Below are 18,237 nucleotides of genomic sequence, written 5' to 3'. Positions count from 1 at the left end.
CTCAGGCTTTTCCCGGCGTATGGCTCAGGCCCAGCGTCAGCCCGGTCTGCGTCGGCCGGGCCAGGCTGGCGTCCGGCACGATGCGCGGCAGCGGCGCCGGCTCGTCGGCAAGCGCCTGGGCGTCCAGTGTCTGGCGGATGTCGGCATCGTCAGGATTGTCGGCTTCGACGACGCCCCATTCATGCCAGCCGCGGCGGCGCAGCGCTGCGATCCGCAGCCCTTGGCCTTCCAGCCCGATATAGAGCGAGACCAGTAAAGACAGTGCGGAGCCGGCCCAGTCCAGTCCCAGCCATTGGCCGAGCACCGAGATGAGCCCCATGGCGAGGAAGGCGAGCGCCGCCTCGATCCACAGCCTGTGCCAGGCGAGCCACAGCGGCGCCACCAGGAAAGCCAGCCAGGAAAAACCGTCGCGGACCAAAACGGTTGCGTCGGCCGCCTCGGTGCGGCCTGGCGGTTCCATCACGACATAGATGGCCATCAGCCTACCCTTTCAGAGATCCCTTGGTGGAGGGAACCGCTTCCGGCTGGCGCGGGTCGCGCTCCAGTGCGAAACGCAGCGCGCGCGCCACCGCCTTGAAGCAGGTCTCGGCAATATGGTGATTGTTGGCGCCATAATGATTGGTGACATGCAGCGTGATACCGGCATTCTGCGCCAGCGCCTGGAAGAATTCACGCACCAGTTCGGTGTCGAACGTGCCGATCTTGGGCGACGAGAAGGCGACATTCCAGACCAGGAACGGACGGCCCGACACGTCGATCGCGGCCCGCGTCAGCGTCTCGTCCATGGCAAGGTCGACAGAGGCGTAGCGCATGATGCCGCGCCGCTCGCCCAGCGCCTTGGCCAGCGCCTGGCCGATCGCAATGCCGGTGTCCTCGACCGTGTGGTGGTCGTCAATGTGCAGGTCGCCCTTCGCCTTCACCGTCATGTCGATCAGCGAGTGGCGCGACAGCTGGTCCAGCATATGGTCGAAGAAGCCGACGCCGCTCGACATGTCGGATTTTCCGGTGCCGTCGACATGGACCGAGACACTGATCTCGGTTTCCTTGGTCTTGCGGCTGACTTCGGCGGAACGGGACGCCATGACCTTGTCCTTGGCTGAGGGGTTCGAAACTCAAGACGGGGTTCCAAGCTGTCATTTGCTTGAAAGCGAAAGCCTTCTAGCAGCATGATCCGGCGATTGCCAGTTGCGATGCGGACAGCCACCGGCCATGGCGGACGCCGTTTGCAATCACCCGCCCCATGCATACATATGGCCGATCGAAATCACTCGTACCGCGCGCCAATCGCCTTATCGGGATCGCGCGAATCGGAGCTAAAAATGTCGAATGAACTGAGCATGCACGCCACGACCATCGTGACGGTGCGCAAGGGCAACAAGGTGGTGATCGCCGGCGACGGCCAGGTCAGCCTTGGCCAGACCATCATGAAAGGCAACGCCAAAAAGGTGCGCCGCATCGGCAAAGGCGGCAATGTCATTGCGGGTTTCGCCGGCGCCACGGCGGATGCTTTCACCCTTCTGGAGCGGCTGGAAGCCAAGCTCGAACAATATCCCGACCAGTTGACGCGCGCCTGCGTCGAGCTCGCCAAGGACTGGCGCACCGACCGTTATCTGCGCCGGCTGGAAGCAATGATGCTGGTGGCCGACAAGTCGGTTTCGCTGGCGCTCACCGGCACCGGCGACGTGCTGGAGCCCGAATTCGGCGTCATGGCCATCGGTTCCGGCGGCAATTATGCGCTGGCCGCTGCCCGCGCGCTGATGGACAGCGACAAGGATGCCGAGGAGATCGCCCGCAAGGCGATGCAGATCGCCTCCGACATTTGCGTCTACACCAACAACAACTTCGTTGTCGAAACGCTCGATGCCGGCTAACCCGCCGGTGCTCTATGATTTTCGACCGGTTACCGAAAAAGACCTGCCGATGATCGCCGGCTGGCTGGCCGAGCCGCATGTCGCCGAATGGTGGGACGATCCGGAGACGGAAATCGCCGAAATCCGGGAGCACATTGACTCTATTTCTGTAGAGCCGCTGATCGTCGAGCTCGACGGCAGGCCGATCGCCTATCTGCAGAGCTACGATCCGCATCTGGAAGAGGACCATCCCTATGCCGACCAGCCGTTCGGCACGCTCGGCATCGACCTGTCGATCGGCGTGCCTGACCTGGTTGGCAAAGGTCATGGCTCGGCGATCGTCAGGCAATTCGTCGAGCAACTGTTCGAGGAAGGCGCGCCGCGCGTCATAATCGATCCGCATCCCGGCAATGGCCGTGCCATCCGCGCCTATGAAAAGGCCGGATTCCGCGTCATTGATCGCAGGCACTCTAGATATGGCGACGCCGTGCTGATGGCTGTCGATGGCAAAGAGAGCGACGTGGAAGAAGGGGAATGAGTTGATGGCGACACCGGGCACTGCCAAAAATTACTCGGCCTACGAAGACAGCTGGCGCATGGGGCTTCTGCTCGTGCTCGCTCTGCTCATCTTCCAGGCCGGTGCGCTTTACGGCATGGGCCGCACGCCGATCTGCACCTGCGGTTACGTCAAACTCTGGCACGGTGTGGTGACCAGTTCGGAGAATTCCCAGCATATTTCCGACTGGTACACCTTCTCGCACATCATCCACGGCTTCCTGTTCTACGCCTTGGCCTGGTTCCTGTTCCCGCGCTCGCCAATCGGTCTGCGCCTGGCTTTCGCCGTCGTCATCGAGAGCGGCTGGGAACTCCTGGAAAACAGCCCGTTCATCATCGAGCGCTACCGCGCCGGCACCATTTCGCTGGATTACTATGGCGATAGCATCATCAATTCGGTGTCCGACACGCTGGCCATGGTGCTGGGGTTTGTGATGGCCAGAAAGCTACCTATATGGGTGGTCGTCGGCCTCGCCCTCATCTTCGAACTGGGTGTCGGCTACCTCATCCGGGACAATCTGACGCTCAACGTGATCATGCTGCTGCATCCGTTCGAGTCCATCAAGCAGTGGCAAAGTGGAATTCAGTGATATGACCACCTTCTCTCCCCGTGAAATCGTTTCGGAACTCGACCGCTTCATCATCGGCCAGAAGGACGCCAAGCGCGCCGTGGCCATTGCCTTGCGCAACCGCTGGCGCCGCCAGCAGCTGGAAGGCCAGATGCGCGAAGAGGTGATGCCGAAGAACATCCTGATGATCGGCCCGACCGGCGTCGGCAAGACCGAGATCTCGCGCCGCCTGGCGCGGCTCGCCGGTGCGCCTTTCGTCAAGGTCGAGGCCACCAAGTTCACCGAAGTCGGCTATGTCGGCCGCGATGTCGAGCAGATCATCCGCGACCTGGTCGAGATCGCCATCGGCCTGGTGCGCGAGAAGATGCGCGAGGACGTGAAGGCGCGCGCGCACCTCAATGCCGAGGAGCGCGTGCTGGAAGCCCTGGTCGGCAAGACGGCGAGCCCGGCGACCCGCGATTCCTTCCGCAAGAAGCTGCGCGACGGCGAGCTCGATGACAAGGAGATCGAGATCGAGGTTGCCGACACCGGCACCGGCGGCATGCCCGGCTTCGAGATCCCCGGCATGCCGGGCGCTAATATCGGCGTGCTCAACATCAACGACATGCTGTCGAAGGCGATGGGTGGCAAGAAGACCAAGGCGCGCAAGACGACGGTCAAGGAATCCTACGCGCTGTTGGTCAACGACGAGTCCGACAAGCTGCTCGACCAGGACGAGGTGGTGCGCCGGGCGCTCGACGCGACCGAAAATGACGGCATCGTCTTCCTCGACGAGATCGACAAGATCGCCTCGCGCGAAGGCGGCATGGGCGCCGGCGTCTCGCGCGAAGGCGTGCAGCGCGACCTGCTGCCGCTGATCGAAGGCACGACGGTGGCGACCAAATACGGACCGTTGAAGACCGACCACATACTGTTCATCGCCTCGGGCGCCTTCCATGTCTCGAAGCCCTCCGACCTGTTGCCGGAATTGCAGGGCCGCCTGCCGATCCGTGTCGAGTTGCGGGCGCTGGAGAAGGACGATTTCATTCGCATCCTAACCGAGACCGAGGCCAGCCTCATCAAGCAGTATATCGCGCTGATGAAGACCGAAGGCGTCGACCTCACCTTCACCGACGATGCCATCGATTCGCTGGCCGGCATCGCTGTCGACCTCAACGCTAGCGTCGAAAACATCGGAGCGAGACGCCTGCAGACGGTGATGGAGCGCGTGCTAGACGAGATCTCCTACGACGCGCCCGACCGCAACGGCACCAGCGTCGCCATCGATGCCGCCTATGTGGAAAAGCATGTCGGCGACCTCTCGCGAAACACAGATTTGTCGCGATTCATCCTTTAAACGAGGGCGCCGGTTCATCCGGCGCCGGCATTAGAGCGCCGCGCGTCCTTTGGACGCGCAAAGGTCGCTCTAACAGTATTGAATCGACGCATCGGACTTTCCAAAAATCGGTTTCGATTTTTGGGCCGATGCTTAGGCAACAGTTTCCGGCAAACATCATCGTGTGTGGCCGGATGGTATCATGCGGCCACCTTTCGTCTTGCCGGCTGCAAGGGCGCTCTCGACTCGACCGGGAGCTTTACCTAGTTTGCGCGGCAATTCTCTAGGCGGCGGCGCATGAAAAAACTGATCCTTGTCATTCTCGGCTTGACGCTGGCGGCGACGCTGTTCGCGGCTGACGCGGCGACATTGGTGCCGGCGGGCAACCGCAATGTCGTGCAGCCTGACATACCGGGCGCCTCCAGCCGCCGCACCCAGGCCACCAACACCACCTTCCAGGCCAAATACCGCAAGGTCTACGCTCTGTTGCAGAACGACGCCGAATTGCGCGCCAAGATCAGGAAGGCGGCTGCCGCTTACGGCATCAACCCCTTGCACATCGTCGGCGCCATCGTCGGCGAGCACACCTACAATGTCGATGCCTACGACCGGCTGCAGACCTACTACGTCAAGGCGATCTCCTACCTCTCCAGCAAGCTGTCCTTCGCCTATGACGGCGAGGACATCACCGATTTCGTGCAGCGGCCGGAATTCAAGAAGTGCACAATGTCGGACAGCTACGACCTGTGGGAATGCCGCGAGCAGGTGTGGAACCGCTCCTTCCGCGGCAAGACCGTCGGCGGCACCAGCTTTCCCAACGACCGCTTCGGCGCCACCTTCTTCCAGCCCTATTATGCCGGCCAGACCTTTGGCCTCGGCCAGCTCAACCCGCTGACCGCGCTGCAGATGAGCGATCTCGTGCACAAGGTGTCGGGGCTGCCCGAACTCGATGTCGGCGATCCCAATGGGGTCTACAAGACCATCATGGATCCGGATCTGACATTGCCCTATGTGGCGGCGACGATCAGAAAATCGATCGACGCCTACAAAAACATTGCCGGCTTTGACATCTCAGGCAATCCGGGGCTGACCGCCACGCTCTACAATGTCGGCAATCCCGAGCAGCGCGCCTATGCGCTGAAGGTTGAAAACGACAGACGTCGCGCAGCGGGTGAGGCGGTCAAACTGCCCGAGGAGAATTATTACGGCTGGCTGGTCAACGACAAGCTGGACGAGCTGAAGGCGCTGTTTTAGCGGGCTTAGCTCAGCCGTCTACCTCCCCCTTGGTGGGGAGGTCGGACCGCAGGTCCGGGTGGGGGCCGGTGCCGCACCCCCGCCCCGCTGCTTCGCAGCGACCCTCCCCACAAGGGGGAGGGTAAGTCAGCCCTTCACGCTGCCAGCAACGACCTCAGCTTCACATCCGGCGACCTCAACGCCACCGGCGCCGGCCTAGCCCGCTTGGCGATCAGCATCTCGGCCAGCCTGATGTCACGCGCCACGGCATTGCCCGTACCGATGCCGCTCGCCGCCACCAGCGTGCCATCCTCGGCCAGATGAAACAGAATAAAAGCACCGTCGCCGAGATCGCGACGCACCGCGGTGTGGCCCTCGTCCGAAAGGCCGGCGATCTGCAGCGACAAACCATACTGATCCGACCAGAACCATGGCACCGCGGCATGCGCTTCGCGGGCGCCCAGCATGTTCTTCGCGGCCAGCGCACCCTGTTCCTGCGCATTGCGCCAGGCTTCCAGCCGCACCCGCCGGCCAGCATAGACAGCGAGCGGAAACGAGCAGCAATCGCCGGCGGCGAAGATGTCGGGATCGATTGTTTGGAGTTCGCCATTGACGGCGATGCCGTTATCGACGGTCAGGCCCGCTTCCGCGGCAAGCCCGGTCACCGGCACGGCGCCGATGCCGATGACGGCGAGATCGGCGACGATGTCCTGCCCATCGGCGAGCATGATGTGCACCTCAGCGCCGTCGTCGGCGATATCAGCGATGCCCTGACCGGTGAGCACGGTCACGCCTTCGGCCCCATGCGCCTGATGGATGATTTCAGCGATCTCCGCCGGCACCCCGCGCATGAGGATGCGCGGCTGCGCCTCAATGACCGTGACGCTGGCCCCGAGCTTGCGCGCCGAAGCGGCGAGCTCCAGGCCGATAAAGCCACCACCAATGATGGCGATGCGGTTTGCCGGGCTGAGGTGGGCGCGAATGGCCAGCGCGTCGGCAAAGGTGCGGAGGTAGACGCAGCGCGGCCCCAATCCCGGCATCGGCAGCTTGCGCGGTGTCGAGCCGGTCGCCAGCAACAGCTTGTCGTAGGGCAGGGCCGAACCGTCCGACAGCCGCACCGTATGCTCCGGCCGGTCGATCGCCACCGCTTGAACGGAATGGATATGCCGGATGGATTTCTCGGCCAGGATTTCGTCGCTGGCGATCGTCTTGATCTCGGGCGCGTCGCTCGTCATTGCGTCCTTGGACAGGGGCGGCCGCTCATAGGGCAGATGGGGTTCGTCACCCACCAGCCTCACCGGCCCGTCATAGCCCAGTTCGCGCAGAGCAAGGGCTGCCCGCCCGCCGCACTCGCCGGCGCCAATGATGACCATTCCCGCCTGCATGGTCCTACCCGATCTGGATCAGCACTTTGCCGGCCTCGACCTTTACCGGATGCGTGGCGAGATTGACGCAAACCGGCGCGCCGCGTGCCGCCCCCGTCTTGTAATTGAAGCGGCCATTGTGCTTGGGGCACTCGATGATGTCATCCATCACCAGCCCGTCGGCCAGATGCACCTTTTCGTGCGTGCACAGGCCATCGGTGGCGAAGTAGTCGTCATCGGGGCTGCGATAGATGGCGAAGGTGCGGCCGCCATGATCGAAGCGCATCACATCCTCTTCATCGATGTCGCCGGCAGCACAGGCCTCGACCCAGTCGCTCATTTTTTCTCTCCCAAAGCAATTCCAGGAAAAGTGCGTAGCGGTTTTCCGTCCGGAATTGCGTCAAAACAAACAGTCTAACAGGATCGTCATTCCGCCGCGGCGGCGACGGCGTCGTTGTGGAATTCCTCGCGATAGGGCCGCGCCGTCGGCGGCAGTTCGCGCTTGAGGAAATAGTCCTCGTTGCGCAGCTGGCGCAAAAAGGCCGGGATCATCTCGCGGTAGCCGGCCAGGATCGACGGCGTCGGCGCCGGCAGATCGTGCTTGATCAGCGCATGCAGTTTCGGCAGCGCATGATAGGGCACCATCGGGAACATGTGGTGTTCGACGTGATAGTTCATGTTCCAGTAGATGAAGCGGCTGACCGGGTTCATGTAGACGGTGCGGCTGTTCAGCCGGTGGTCGACGACATTTTCCGCCAGCCCGCCATGCTGCAGCAGGCCGACCATGACATGGTGCCAGGCGCCGTAGAGCCGGGGCAGCCCGACCAGCATCAGCGGCAGCCATGAACCGAAATACAGTGCGATCGCGATGGTGACGGCATAGATCGCCGTCCAGATTCGGGCGATGCGAATGGCTTTAGGCTGCTCCTGTTCGGGGATAAAAGTCTTTTCCGCCGCGCTGATATTGCCGGCGGCGTTGCGCAGCATGTCCGACATCGCCTTCCAGGCGTCGATCACGCCGACGAAAGCAAGCGCGACGCGCAACAGGTCCGGCGGCCGCATGACGGAGATTTCCGGGTCGCGGCCGACGATGATGGTGTCGGTGTGGTGGCGGGTGTGGCTCCAGCGCCAGGTCACCGGATTGCGCATGATCATGAAGCAGGCGATCTGGTAAACCGCGTCGTTCATCCACTGGGTGCGGAAGGCGGTACCATGGCCGCATTCGTGCCAACGTGAGTCGGTGGAGGAGCCGTAGAGCACGCCATAGACGAAGAAGAACGGCACGCACCACCAGCTGCCCCAGAACCAGGCGCCGCCGGCGGCGCTCAGGATCAGCGCGGCCAGCCAGATCGCGGTGTCGCGGATCGCCGGCCCGTCGGAGCGCTGCATCAGCTCCTTCATCTGCTTGCGCGGAATATCGGTGTGATACCACTCGGCCGCCGCCAGCCCGGTCTCGACGGCGAGCTTGGAATCGCGGCCCATCAGGCTGTAGTCGCGCCGGGACGGTGGTGTGGATAGTGTCGCTTCCATAGGGGCTGCCTCCGTCGGCCACAGCATCCGTCAGGACGGATATGTCCATTACAGGCGCTTGTGTCCGAGCGCAAAATAGCGCCATGCGGTGATAGTCTCAATATCACAAAGATAGTTTCTATCATTTTCCATCAGAACGATGTAAGCAGTTGCAGGCACTCATGCGGGACAGTCATGGCAAAACGGCCAACCATCACCGATCTGGCGCGCATCTCCGGCGTTAGCGTCGCCACTGTCGACAGGGTGCTGAACAACCGGCTGCCGGTGCGCGAGGAAACCGCGCGCCGCGTCTATGAGGCGGCGACCGGCATCGGCTACCACGCGGCCGGGCTGATCAAGCGGCGCATGCGCCAGGAATTGCCGGAATACCGCCTCGGCTTTCTGCTGCTGCGGGGCAATGATGTTTTTTACGGCGATTTCGCGAGGGAGCTAGAAATGGCGGTCTCGCAATCGCAGCGCTTCCGCGGCGTCGCCACCATCGATTTCGCCAGCTCGCTAGCCGCCGACGAGATCGCCGCCCAAATGCGCAAGCTGGCAGCGAAATCCAGAGCAATCGCCGTTGTCGGTCCGGACCATCCGACGCTGACGGCGGTCGTGGAGTCGCTGAAAGCGAGGGGGCAACCTGTCTTCTCGCTGCTGTCCGACTTTGCCGCTGGCATCCGTGAGGGATATGTCGGCCTCGACAATCGCAAGGTCGGTCGCACCGCGGCCTGGATGATCGCCAGGGCGGCAAAGAACCCCGGCAAGGTCGCCCTTTTCGTCGGCAGTCATCGCTTCCACGGTCATGAACTGCGCGAGATCGGATTTCGCTCCTTCTTCCGCGAACATGCGCCGAACTTCACGGTGATGGAAACGCTGGTCAATCTGGAAGCCAACCAGGTCACCCACGATGCGATGATCGATCTCCTGGTGCGGTATCCGGATCTTGCCGGCTGCTATGTCGCCGGCGGCGGCATGGAAGGCGCGGTCTCGGCGCTGCGCGCAGCGAAGCCCGCAAACATGCCGGTGGTCGTCTGCAACGAGATCAACGCCGAATCGCGCGCGGCACTCGCCGACAACATCCTGACTATGGTGATCTCGACGCCGCTCGCCGCCTTGTGCCGCGAGCTTGTCGACCTGATGGCGCATTCCATCGAGGCCGGCGCCGCCATCTCGCCGGGCCAGACCTTTCTGCCCTTCGACATCTATCTGCCGGAAAATATCTAACGCGTTGCCGCGCCGACCCGTTCGGCGCGGGCTCTCCGGCGATGATAGAATCTATCAGATTCTGCCTTCAGACTCGGCCTGTGCCGCTGTCGGCCTTGATTCGATGCGAAATTGCGGCGCGGCGACCGAAAATCCGCTTTCCGACTTAGGAATCGCTCTTGACGTCTTGCGAAAAAATGGAATAAATATTTCATCAGATTGGTATTTTGGTTCTTTCGTTCCGGAACATCTGTTTCAAACTGGGAGCCTGGCGTTCCATCCCTTGGACAAAACGCCATACGGAACAGGAAGGCATCAGGGAGAGATTCCTCGGGCTATCGGGGATTCCGGGTAGATCGGTGCAGCCGGACACCAATGTGGAGGAGAAACACAATGAAGAAACTGATTTTGGGCGTCGCCTTTGCGGCGCTGATGAGTTCGTCCGCTTTTGCCGCCAAGGTCGGCGTGTCGATGGCCAAGTTCGACGACAACTTCCTCACCGTGCTGCGCAACGGCATGATCGAGCAGGCCAAGGGCATGAGCGGCGTGGAATTGCAGGTCGAGGACGCGCAGAACGACGTCGCCAAGCAGCTCGACCAGATCAAGAACTTCGCCGCCTCGGGCGTCGACGCCATCATCGTCAACCCGGTCGACACCTCGGCCACGCAGGCGATGTCGGACGCCGCCGCAGCCGCCAAGATCCCGTTGGTCTATGTCAACCGCCAGCCGGTCAATGTCGACACGCTGCCGGACAACCAGGCCTTCGTCGCGTCGAACGAGGCCGATTCCGGCACGCTCGAGACCAAGGAAGTCTGCCGCCTGTTCACCGAGGCCGGCAAGAAGGAAGCCAATGTCTATGTCATCATGGGCGAGCTTTCCAACCAGGCCGCCGTGCAGCGCACCAAGGACATCGAAGAGGTGATCGCCACGCCGGAGTGCAGCTTCATCAAGATCATCGACAAGCAGACTTCGAACTGGAACCGTGACGAAGCCCAGAACCTGATGACCAACTGGCTGTCGACCGGCAAGCCGTTCGACGGCGTCATAGCCAACAATGACGAAAGCGCCATCGGCGCCATCCAGGCGATGAAGGCCGCCAACATCGACATGAAGACGGTCGTCGTCGGCGGTGTCGACGCCACGCAGGACGCGCTTGCCGCCATGCAGGCCGGCGACCTCGATGCCACCGTGTTCCAGGATGCGGCCGGCCAGGGCGCCGGCGCGCTCGACGCGGCACTGAAGCTCGCCAAGGGCGAGAAGGTCGAGCACAAGGTCTACGTGCCCTTCCAGCTGGTTACGCCGGCCAACATCGACAAGTTCCTGAAGAAGAACTGAGCCGGCAACCCACGCGTAAGCAATTCCAGGAAAAAGTGTGAAGCGGTTTTCCGTCCGGAATTGCGACAAACAAACAAGAGAGCGGCGCAACCGCGCCGCTCCCGTTTCCCCCACCGCCCTGAGGGGCGGAAGGGCAAATGCGGCCTCACGGAGGACAAGGCATGTCACAGACATCTCATGGCGTCGGCGGGGTCAGCTATGACGCGAAGAGGCGGACATGGCCGGCCGAATTCAACGTCTTCCTGGCGCTGGTCATTCTGGTCGTCATCTTCGAAATGATCGGCCGCATCTTTCTTGGCGACAGCTTCCTGTTCAACACGCGCGACAACGTCGCCGGGATCTTCAATGAGGCCCGCCTGCAGATCATCATCCTGCAGGTGTCGATCGTCGGCATCATCGCCATCGGCGTCACGCAGGTGATCATTTGCGGCGGCATCGACCTGTCCTCGGGCTCGATCGTCGGCGCCACCGCCATGATCGCCATGAGTTTTGCCCAGGTGGCGACGGTCAACGGCAATCCCAACCCCAAGGCGATGTTCCTGGCGCAGGGCTGGACCGACCTGCCGGTCATCGTGCCGGTGCTGGTCGCCATCGCCTGCGGTCTGTTCGCCGGCCTCGTCAATGGCTCCTTGATTGCATACACGCGCATTCCGCCGTTCATTGCCACGCTCGGCATGATGGTGACCGCGCGCGGCATTGCCAAATGGTGGTCCAAGGGTCAGCCGATCTCGTTTCCGACCGAAAGTTTCGCTGGTATCGGCAAGGGGCTGATGCCGGTCATCATCTTCCTGTCGCTGGCGGTGCTGTTCCAGCTGATCATGACCTACACACGCTACGGCAAGCACTGCTACGCCATCGGCTCCAACGAGGATGCCGCGCGCATGTCGGGCATCAAGATCGCCAACCACAAGATCCTCGTCTATGTCATTGCCGGCATCCTCGCCGCGCTGGCCGCCGTCGTGCTCTCCTCCAAGAACCTGACAGCACAGTCCGGCATGGGCGTCATGTACGAGCTCGACGCCATCGCCATGGCGGTCATCGGCGGCGTCTCTTTGTCGGGCGGCCGCGGCTCGATCGTCGGCACCGTGATCGGCTCGCTGATCTTCGGCGTCATCATTTCCGGCTTCACCTTCCTGCGCCTCGACGCCTACTATCAGGAGATGGTCAAGGGCGTGATCATCGTCGGCGCGGTCGTTCTCGACCAATGGCGCCAGCGCATGCGGGCATTGAGGGCTTGACCATGCCAGATATCTCCACGACAGACATCGTCCTGAAGACCGAAAACCTGACCAAACGCTATGGCGGCGTCCATGCGCTGGAAGGCGCGAATTTCGAGCTGCGCAAGGGCGAGCATGTCGCCATCATGGGCGACAATGGCGCCGGCAAATCCACCTTCGTGCGCCAGATCACCGCCGTCGAGCAGCGCACCAGCGGCCAGATCTGGTTCGACGGCAGGGAAGTGAATTTTGCCGGGCCGATCGAAGCGCGCACGGCGGGCATCGAGACCGTGTTCCAGAACCTGGCGCTGGCCGACGATCTCGACGTGCCGTCGAACCTGTTCCTCGGCCGCGAAAAGGTGCTTTTCAATCTCGGCCCGTTCTCGATCCTCGACCGCAAATACATGCGCAAGGCGACCGAGGCGGCGCTGATCCGCACGGCAGTGAAAATCCCCAATTTGTCCAACACCATTCGCCACATGTCGGGCGGCCAGCGCCAGTGCGTTGCGATCGCCCGGACCGCGACCTTCGCCTCCAAGCTGATCATCATGGACGAGCCGACGGCAGCCCTTGGCGTGCAGGAGACGGCGCAGGTCGAAAACATCATCCGCACGCTGAAGGACAATGGCGAGCCGCTGATCCTGATCAGCCACAACATGCGCCAGGTGTTCGACCTGTGCGATCGCATCGTCGTCTTCCGGCGCGGCCGCATCGTCGCCAACCTGCGCAAGGAAAACACCGACGGCAACGACATCGTCTCCTACATCACCGGCGCCAAGACCGGGGAGGCGGAACTCGCGGCCTGAACAGGATGGTCATCCTGTTTTCTGGCGTGCTCGAAAAATTATCTTGCCACCTTTCTCAAAAGGAAGGTGGAGACACAACTCTCTCGAACCCATCCCCCTAGAGGAAATACCCCATGACTGTTCGTTTCGCCCTCCTCGGTGCCGGCCGCATCGGCAAGGTCCATGCCCGCGCCGTCGGCTCCAACCCGCAGGCCAGACTGGTGGCCGTTGCCGACGCTTTTGAAAAGGCGGCGACCGAGTTGGCAACCGCCTATGGCGCCGAAGTGCGCACCATCGACGCGATCGAGAAGGCCAAGGACATCGACGCCGTGGTCATCTGCACGCCGACCGACACCCATGCCGATCTGATCGAGCGTTTCGCCAAGGCCGGCAAGGCGATCTTCTGCGAGAAGCCGATCGACCTCGACGTCAAGCGTGTCGAGAAATGCCTGGCCGTGGTCGACAAGGCCAAGGCGACGCTGATGGTCGGTTTCAACCGCCGCTTCGATCCGCATTTCGCCGCCGTGCGCAAGGCGATCGACGACGGCGCCATCGGCAAGGTCGAGATGGTCACCATCACCTCGCGCGATCCAGGTGCGCCGCCCGTCGACTACATCAAGCGCTCGGGCGGCATCTTTCGCGACATGACAATCCACGATTTCGACATGGCGCGCTTCCTGCTCGGCGAAGAGGTGGTCGCGGTCAGCGCCCATGCCTCGGTTCTGGTCGACGAGAAGATCGGCGAAGCGGGCGATTTCGACTCTGTCAGCGTCATCCTCGAAACCGCGTCCGGCAAGCAGGCCGTCATCTCCAATTCGCGCCGCGCCACCTATGGCTACGACCAACGCATAGAGGTGCATGGTTCCAAGGGCATGGTCGCCGCCGAAAACCAGCGGCCGGTGTCGATAGAGGTCGCCAACGAGAAGGGCTATACCCGCCCGCCGCTGCACGATTTCTTCATGACCCGCTATCTCGACGCCTACGCCATCGAGATCGCCGCCTTCATCGCTGCCGCGACGTTGGGCAAAAAGGCATCGCCGAGCGGCGCCGACGGCCTCGTTGCGCTAAAACTGGCCGATGCGGCGCTGAAGTCGGCGACATCGGGCAAGACCGTCCGCCTCGACAAGTAAGAACCGGAACCAGGGCACAGGAGCAGAGCGATGAGCACATCCGCCGATCGCAATTCGAACACGCGCGCCATCGTCACCGGCGGTGCGCAAGGCATCGGCTTTGCCGTCGCCGAAGCGCTGGCCGACGAGGGCTGCAAGGCGCTGGCGCTCATCGGCCGCTCGCAGGAGAAGGGCGACAAGGCGGCCGCCCACTTCAAGAAGGCCGGCGTCGATGCGATCTTCATCAGCGCCGACGTCTCGAAAGTGGCGGACTGCAAGCGTGCGGTGGCAACCGCGATCTCGCATTTCGGCACCATCAACGCGCTGGTCAACGCCGCCGCCACGTCCGCGCGTGGTTCACTTGTCGAAACTTCGGAAGAGGTGTTCGACCAGATTTTCCACACCAATGTGCGTGGTCCCTTCTTCCTGATGCAGGGCGTGGTGGCGCATCTGCTGGACAAGAAGGCGCCGGGCTCGATCGTCAACGTGCTCTCTATGTCGGCGCATTGCGGCCAGTCGTTCCTGGCGCCCTATTCATCGAGCAAGGGCGCGCTGGCGACACTGACCAAGAACGTCGCCAACGCCTATCGTTTCAACCGCGTCCGCTGCAACGCCGTGCTGCCGGGCTGGATGGACACCGAGGGCGAGGACATCGTGCAGAAGAAATGGCACGGCGCCTCCGACGACTGGCTGGCAAAGGCAGAGGCCGGCCAGCCGATGGGCCAACTGGTGAAGCCCGGCCAACTGGCGCGGCTGATCAGCTACATGGCCAGCCCGCAATCCGGCGTCATGACCGGCTCGCTGGTCGACTATGACCAGAACGTCGCGGGGACCTCGCCGGAGTAGCTTCAAACCCTGTTGCAGCAACATCGCCATTCCCAGATAGTCATGATAGTCATGATAGTCACGAGGGATGCGATGCTAACGTCATCCAAAGGCACCAACTGGACGGTTGCCGGGGCAAAAGCCCGGCTCTCCGAGGTCATCGAGCGCGCGCAGTCCTCGCCGCAGACGATCACCAAGAACGGCAAACCAAGCGTGGTTGTCGTCTCGGCCGAGGAATGGCAGCGCAAGATCGCACGCAAGGGTACGCTTGCCGAGTTCCTGCTGGACTCGCCGCTGCGCGGCGCCGATCTCGACCTTGAACGTCAGCGCGACGAACCGCGTGACCTGCCGCGGTGAGACTGCTGCTCGACACGAATGTCCTGTCCGAGGTGACGAGGCCAGCGCCTGACGCACGTGTCCTGGGCTGGCTGGACGAGCTTGATGAGGACCGCTCCTTCATCAGCGTAGTGTCGATCGCCGAGATCCGGCGCGGCGTCTCTCTGGTGGATGAGGGCCGCAAACGCGAGGCGCTGGCCGAATGGCTCGCCCGGGACCTGCCCCAGCGCTTCGAACAGCGGGTTTTGCCGGTGAACGATGCGGTTGCCTTGGCCTGGGGCGACCTGATGGGTTTTGGCAAGCGCCGCGGTCGTGGTCTATCGTCGATGGACGGCCTGATCGCAGCCACTGCGATTGCGCACGAGCTCACCTTGGCAACGCGCAATACGAAACATTTCGAAGGCTTAGGGCTTGAACTCCTCGATCCATGGACGGCATGAGCCGCTCCGCGTTATACGTGTTGGTGATTGGCGAACCGTCGGCACTTCGTCATCCACGGGCGGAGCAAGGAGCGTGGCGACGCAGCGCAGACCCGAGGATCCATGCCGCGACTTCAGAGCGCTGCTACGGTCCAGAATTCTGCTCCGCCGCACTCCACGGCCCAGGTCACGGAATGGATCCCAGGGTCTCCGCGACGGAGCTTCGCTCCTGCTCCGCCCAGGGATGACGAAATCGCGAGGATTCGGCCCATCCCGAATTGTCTCCGCATACCCCACGTGACAAGCGCCTCCGCATCGACTATATGAGCCTCATGATCAACCTGACCGCCACCTATTGGTACTTTACGAGCTCGCTGGCGGCGGGAGGATTGCGCTCGATCTGAAGATTGCAGCAACAAGTCCGAACAGCCGCCAGACCTGGCGGCTTTTTTTGTATCAGCCGGCAGGTCTCCTAAAAACAGGAGCAGAAAGCCGTGTTGACCACCACAGACGATCTTCGGGTCAAGGAAATCCGAGAATTGAGTACGCCGGACGAGGTGATGCGGGAGATCCCGCGCACGCTGACGGCAACGCGCACCGTGAGCGCATCACGCAACGCCACCCATGCCATCTTGAACGGCACCGACGACCGGCTGCTTGTCATCGTTGGCCCGTGTTCGATCCACGACCCGGTCGCGGCCGTTGACTATGCCAGCCGGCTAGTGGCGCTGCGCGAGACCCTGTCCGACCGGTTGGAGATCGTCATGCGGGTCTATTTCGAAAAGCCGCGCACGACTGTCGGCTGGAAGGGCCTTATCAACGACCCCGATCTCGACGGCAGCTTCAACATCGACAAGGGACTGCGGATGGCGCGCAACGTGCTGTCGGCGGTCAACAATCTCGGCCTGCCCTCGGCCACCGAATTTCTCGACATGACGACGCCGCAATACATTGCCGACCTCGTCGCCTGGGGCGCCATCGGCGCGCGCACCACCGAGAGCCAGATCCACCGCGAACTGGCTTCCGGCCTGTCCTGCCCGGTCGGCTTCAAGAACGGCACCGACGGCAATCTCAGGATCGCCGCCGAGGCGGTGAAATCCGCCGCCCAGCCGCATCATTTCATGGCGGTGACCAAGGGCGGACGCAGCGGCATTGCGACTACTACCGGCAATGAGGACTGCCACGTCATCCTGCGCGGCGGCGTTCAGCCGAATTACGATGCGGCGAGCGTCGAGGCGGCCTCGGTCGAACTTGCCCGCATCGGCGTCGCCCCCCGTCTGATGATCGATGTCAGCCACGCCAACTCGAGCAAGAAGCCGGAGAACCAGCCGAAGGTGGCGGCCGATGTCGCCGGCCAGGTGGCAGCAGGGGACGAGCGTATCATCGGCGTCATGATCGAGAGCAATCTCGTCGCCGGCCGGCAGGACGTGGTATCAGGCAAGCCGCTCGTCTATGGCCAGAGCATCACGGATGGCTGCATCGACTGGGCGACCACAGAGACGGTGCTGCACGGCCTCGCCGGCGCCGTAGAATGGCGCCGCTCAGCCCGCCGCGCCATGATGGAGAACCGGCCGGGCGCCGCCTGATACGAGGCGATGCGCGGGAAGGACGCTGCGGCTCCCCTTGCACCCCGGCAACCGGTCTGCTAAATACTGAACCATATGGTTCAGTATACCGACTTGGATTCCTCGTTCGCCGCGCTCTCGGACGCCACCCGGCGTGGCGTTCTGGAGCAGCTCGGACGCGCAGACGCTTCGATCACCGAGCTTGCCGGAAAGTTCCACATGACCCTCACGGGCATGAAGAAGCACGTCGGCGTCCTGGAGCAGGCGGGGCTCGTCACCACGCAGAAGGTTGGCCGCGTGCGGACCTGCAAGCTCGGCCTGCGCGGACTGGAGGAAGAGGCGGCCTGGATCGAGCGGCACTGCCTGCTCTGGGACGCACGCTTCAACGAGTTGGACAAGGTTGTCGAGGAATTGAAACGGAAGGAGAAAGCCGATGCGCCAAAGAACCGAGAGTGAGCCCACGAACAGCCGCACCACGGTCGAACGGAAGTCCGAGCGCGAGCTGGTCGTCACGCGAACAGTCAACGGTCCGGCGCGCATCGTGTTCGAGGCGTGGACCAAGCCCGAGCTGTTCAAGCAGTGGTGGGTGCCGAAGTCGATGGGCATGTTCCTGCGTTCCTGCGAGATGGATGCTCGTACCGGAGGCACGTACCGCCTGGTGTTCGGCCACGACGCCTCGGACCTTCACGAATTCTTCGGCAGGTATATCGAAGTGACACCCCACTCACGCCTCGTCTGGACCAATGACGAAGGTGGTGACGGTGGACCCGTCACCACGCTGACCTTCGAGGAAAAGGGTGGCAAGACGCTGCTGGTCATGCACGAACTCTATCCCTCGAAGGAGGCTCTCGACGCGGCCGGTACCGGGGCGGCGGATGCGATGGGCGAGACGTTCGAGCAATTGGACGAGCTTCTCGTCGTCTTGGGCGAGGGCGTGAGGCGGTCATGACGTCATCGGTCTCGCGGACGGGGTAGCTGCCGCCCTCGACGACGAAAAGACCGGGACAGTGATCCGCAAGCGCCGCGCCGAGGCGAAGAAACGCGG

Annotated in this window: 21 protein-coding genes; 16 read left to right on the top strand and 5 right to left on the bottom strand. The window is 62.7% G+C overall.

Annotated elements, in window-relative coordinates; translation table 11 throughout:
• Position 1 precedes the first annotated feature (1 nt).
• On the bottom strand, positions 2-478 hold the full coding sequence (locus NKJ88_RS03840; RefSeq protein ID WP_352443591.1) for a DUF2628 domain-containing protein: 477 nt from the start codon (positions 476-478) through the stop codon (positions 2-4).
• A 4-nt stretch (positions 479-482) separates the two neighbouring features.
• Positions 483-1,082 carry an imidazoleglycerol-phosphate dehydratase HisB gene (gene hisB, locus NKJ88_RS03835; protein WP_023727853.1) on the bottom strand — a complete coding sequence of 200 codons (600 nt, stop codon included), beginning with the start codon at positions 1,080-1,082 and terminating at the stop codon, positions 483-485.
• Positions 1,083-1,319: 237 nt separating this feature from the next.
• On the opposite strand from hisB, the gene hslV reads away from it, so the two are divergent.
• The 5 genes from hslV to NKJ88_RS03810 all read left to right on the top strand — a co-directional run bounded on the left by hslV (position 1,320) and on the right by NKJ88_RS03810 (position 5,543).
• Positions 1,320-1,871 carry an ATP-dependent protease subunit HslV gene (gene hslV / locus NKJ88_RS03830; protein ID WP_023672322.1) on the top strand — a complete coding sequence of 184 codons (552 nt, stop codon included), beginning with the start codon at positions 1,320-1,322 and terminating at the stop codon, positions 1,869-1,871.
• On the top strand, positions 1,861-2,388 hold the full coding sequence (locus NKJ88_RS03825) for a GNAT family N-acetyltransferase (RefSeq protein ID WP_023727852.1): 528 nt from the start codon (positions 1,861-1,863) through the stop codon (positions 2,386-2,388). The genes hslV and NKJ88_RS03825 overlap by 11 nt, the downstream gene beginning before the upstream one ends.
• A gap of 4 nt (positions 2,389-2,392) precedes the next feature.
• Positions 2,393-2,995 carry a DUF2585 domain-containing protein gene (locus tag NKJ88_RS03820; RefSeq protein WP_352443590.1) on the top strand — a complete coding sequence of 201 codons (603 nt, stop codon included), beginning with the start codon at positions 2,393-2,395 and terminating at the stop codon, positions 2,993-2,995.
• A gap of 1 nt (position 2,996) precedes the next feature.
• The gene (gene hslU, locus NKJ88_RS03815; RefSeq protein ID WP_023672325.1) at positions 2,997-4,310 is read left to right on the top strand and encodes an ATP-dependent protease ATPase subunit HslU; all 1,314 of its coding nucleotides are present in this window, start codon (positions 2,997-2,999) and stop codon (positions 4,308-4,310) included.
• 276 nt (positions 4,311-4,586) lie between these two features.
• Positions 4,587-5,543 carry a DUF1402 family protein gene (locus NKJ88_RS03810; protein ID WP_352443589.1) on the top strand — a complete coding sequence of 319 codons (957 nt, stop codon included), beginning with the start codon at positions 4,587-4,589 and terminating at the stop codon, positions 5,541-5,543.
• Positions 5,544-5,677: 134 nt separating this feature from the next.
• On the opposite strand, the gene NKJ88_RS03805 is transcribed toward NKJ88_RS03810, so the two are convergent.
• The 3 genes from NKJ88_RS03805 to NKJ88_RS03795 form a co-directional block, all read right to left on the bottom strand.
• Positions 5,678-6,895 carry an NAD(P)/FAD-dependent oxidoreductase gene (locus NKJ88_RS03805; protein ID WP_352443588.1) on the bottom strand — a complete coding sequence of 406 codons (1,218 nt, stop codon included), beginning with the start codon at positions 6,893-6,895 and terminating at the stop codon, positions 5,678-5,680.
• Positions 6,896-6,911: 16 nt separating this feature from the next.
• A complete protein-coding gene (locus NKJ88_RS03800; RefSeq protein WP_023732724.1) occupies positions 6,912-7,226 on the bottom strand; it encodes a MocE family 2Fe-2S type ferredoxin in 315 nt (104 codons plus the stop codon).
• 86 nt (positions 7,227-7,312) lie between these two features.
• Positions 7,313-8,416, bottom strand: a complete 1,104-nt coding sequence (locus NKJ88_RS03795) for a fatty acid desaturase family protein (protein ID WP_023828814.1) — start codon at positions 8,414-8,416, stop codon at positions 7,313-7,315.
• A gap of 174 nt (positions 8,417-8,590) precedes the next feature.
• Here NKJ88_RS03795 and NKJ88_RS03790 point away from each other — a divergent pair, with 174 nt between their 5' ends.
• The 11 genes from NKJ88_RS03790 (at position 8,591) to NKJ88_RS03740 (ending at position 18,141) form a co-directional block, all read left to right on the top strand.
• A complete protein-coding gene (locus NKJ88_RS03790; RefSeq protein ID WP_352443587.1) occupies positions 8,591-9,622 on the top strand; it encodes a LacI family DNA-binding transcriptional regulator in 1,032 nt (343 codons plus the stop codon).
• A 372-nt stretch (positions 9,623-9,994) separates the two neighbouring features.
• Positions 9,995-10,936 (top strand): sugar ABC transporter substrate-binding protein, encoded by a 942-nt coding sequence (locus tag NKJ88_RS03785; RefSeq protein ID WP_023684065.1) that lies wholly within the window; start codon positions 9,995-9,997, stop codon positions 10,934-10,936.
• Positions 10,937-11,097: 161 nt separating this feature from the next.
• Entirely contained in the window at positions 11,098-12,174 is a 1,077-nt protein-coding gene (locus NKJ88_RS03780; protein ID WP_352443586.1) for an ABC transporter permease, read from the top strand.
• A 2-nt stretch (positions 12,175-12,176) separates the two neighbouring features.
• Complete coding sequence (locus tag NKJ88_RS03775) at positions 12,177-12,959, top strand: ATP-binding cassette domain-containing protein (RefSeq protein WP_027049093.1); 783 nt, start codon at positions 12,177-12,179, stop codon at positions 12,957-12,959.
• A 113-nt stretch (positions 12,960-13,072) separates the two neighbouring features.
• Positions 13,073-14,068, top strand: coding sequence for an inositol 2-dehydrogenase (iolG, locus tag NKJ88_RS03770; RefSeq protein WP_352443585.1), 996 nt, complete (start codon positions 13,073-13,075; stop codon positions 14,066-14,068).
• A gap of 30 nt (positions 14,069-14,098) precedes the next feature.
• Positions 14,099-14,893: an SDR family oxidoreductase gene (locus NKJ88_RS03765; protein WP_352443584.1), complete on the top strand. Its 795-nt coding sequence runs from the start codon at positions 14,099-14,101 to the stop codon at positions 14,891-14,893.
• Positions 14,894-14,965: 72 nt separating this feature from the next.
• Positions 14,966-15,229: a type II toxin-antitoxin system Phd/YefM family antitoxin gene (locus tag NKJ88_RS03760; RefSeq protein ID WP_023702090.1), complete on the top strand. Its 264-nt coding sequence runs from the start codon at positions 14,966-14,968 to the stop codon at positions 15,227-15,229.
• Positions 15,226-15,648 (top strand): type II toxin-antitoxin system VapC family toxin, encoded by a 423-nt coding sequence (locus NKJ88_RS03755; protein WP_352443583.1) that lies wholly within the window; start codon positions 15,226-15,228, stop codon positions 15,646-15,648. The genes NKJ88_RS03760 and NKJ88_RS03755 overlap by 4 nt, the downstream gene beginning before the upstream one ends.
• 473 nt (positions 15,649-16,121) lie before the next feature.
• Positions 16,122-17,213 (top strand): 3-deoxy-7-phosphoheptulonate synthase, encoded by a 1,092-nt coding sequence (locus NKJ88_RS03750; protein ID WP_023695981.1) that lies wholly within the window; start codon positions 16,122-16,124, stop codon positions 17,211-17,213.
• A gap of 75 nt (positions 17,214-17,288) precedes the next feature.
• Positions 17,289-17,648 (top strand): ArsR/SmtB family transcription factor, encoded by a 360-nt coding sequence (locus NKJ88_RS03745; protein WP_352443582.1) that lies wholly within the window; start codon positions 17,289-17,291, stop codon positions 17,646-17,648.
• Positions 17,626-18,141, top strand: a complete 516-nt coding sequence (locus tag NKJ88_RS03740) for an SRPBCC domain-containing protein (protein WP_023702091.1) — start codon at positions 17,626-17,628, stop codon at positions 18,139-18,141. The genes NKJ88_RS03745 and NKJ88_RS03740 overlap by 23 nt, the downstream gene beginning before the upstream one ends.
• Positions 18,142-18,237: the final 96 nt, after the last annotated feature.

Origin of the sequence: Mesorhizobium sp. M0016 (assembly GCF_040324035.1) — a bacterium.
Classification (GTDB): domain Bacteria; phylum Pseudomonadota; class Alphaproteobacteria; order Rhizobiales; family Rhizobiaceae; genus Mesorhizobium.
Note: the sequence above shows the minus strand (reverse complement) of the source record. Positions and strands in the feature narration are given on the sequence as shown.

Excerpts from the sequence above, each read along its gene's own strand:
- NKJ88_RS03790 (WP_352443587.1), top strand. The coding sequence starts at position 8,591 with ATGGCAAAACGGCCAACCATCACCGATCTGGCGCGCATCTCCGGCGTT.
- NKJ88_RS03760 (WP_023702090.1), top strand. The coding sequence starts at position 14,966 with ATGCTAACGTCATCCAAAGGCACCAACTGGACGGTTGCCGGGGCAAAA.
- NKJ88_RS03825 (WP_023727852.1), top strand. The coding sequence starts at position 1,861 with ATGCCGGCTAACCCGCCGGTGCTCTATGATTTTCGACCGGTTACCGAA.
- NKJ88_RS03810 (WP_352443589.1), top strand. The coding sequence starts at position 4,587 with ATGAAAAAACTGATCCTTGTCATTCTCGGCTTGACGCTGGCGGCGACG.
- NKJ88_RS03740 (WP_023702091.1), top strand. The coding sequence starts at position 17,626 with ATGCGCCAAAGAACCGAGAGTGAGCCCACGAACAGCCGCACCACGGTC.
- NKJ88_RS03745 (WP_352443582.1), top strand. The coding sequence starts at position 17,289 with ATGGTTCAGTATACCGACTTGGATTCCTCGTTCGCCGCGCTCTCGGAC.
- NKJ88_RS03780 (WP_352443586.1), top strand. The coding sequence starts at position 11,098 with ATGTCACAGACATCTCATGGCGTCGGCGGGGTCAGCTATGACGCGAAG.
- NKJ88_RS03800 (WP_023732724.1), bottom strand. The coding sequence starts at position 7,226 with ATGAGCGACTGGGTCGAGGCCTGTGCTGCCGGCGACATCGATGAAGAG.
- NKJ88_RS03820 (WP_352443590.1), top strand. The coding sequence starts at position 2,393 with ATGGCGACACCGGGCACTGCCAAAAATTACTCGGCCTACGAAGACAGC.
- hslV (WP_023672322.1), top strand. The coding sequence starts at position 1,320 with ATGTCGAATGAACTGAGCATGCACGCCACGACCATCGTGACGGTGCGC.
- hslU (WP_023672325.1), top strand. The coding sequence starts at position 2,997 with ATGACCACCTTCTCTCCCCGTGAAATCGTTTCGGAACTCGACCGCTTC.
- NKJ88_RS03785 (WP_023684065.1), top strand. The coding sequence starts at position 9,995 with ATGAAGAAACTGATTTTGGGCGTCGCCTTTGCGGCGCTGATGAGTTCG.
- NKJ88_RS03840 (WP_352443591.1), bottom strand. The coding sequence starts at position 478 with ATGGCCATCTATGTCGTGATGGAACCGCCAGGCCGCACCGAGGCGGCC.
- NKJ88_RS03805 (WP_352443588.1), bottom strand. The coding sequence starts at position 6,895 with ATGGTCATCATTGGCGCCGGCGAGTGCGGCGGGCGGGCAGCCCTTGCT.
- NKJ88_RS03775 (WP_027049093.1), top strand. The coding sequence starts at position 12,177 with ATGCCAGATATCTCCACGACAGACATCGTCCTGAAGACCGAAAACCTG.
- NKJ88_RS03795 (WP_023828814.1), bottom strand. The coding sequence starts at position 8,416 with ATGGAAGCGACACTATCCACACCACCGTCCCGGCGCGACTACAGCCTG.
- hisB (WP_023727853.1), bottom strand. The coding sequence starts at position 1,082 with ATGGCGTCCCGTTCCGCCGAAGTCAGCCGCAAGACCAAGGAAACCGAG.
- NKJ88_RS03765 (WP_352443584.1), top strand. The coding sequence starts at position 14,099 with ATGAGCACATCCGCCGATCGCAATTCGAACACGCGCGCCATCGTCACC.
- iolG (WP_352443585.1), top strand. The coding sequence starts at position 13,073 with ATGACTGTTCGTTTCGCCCTCCTCGGTGCCGGCCGCATCGGCAAGGTC.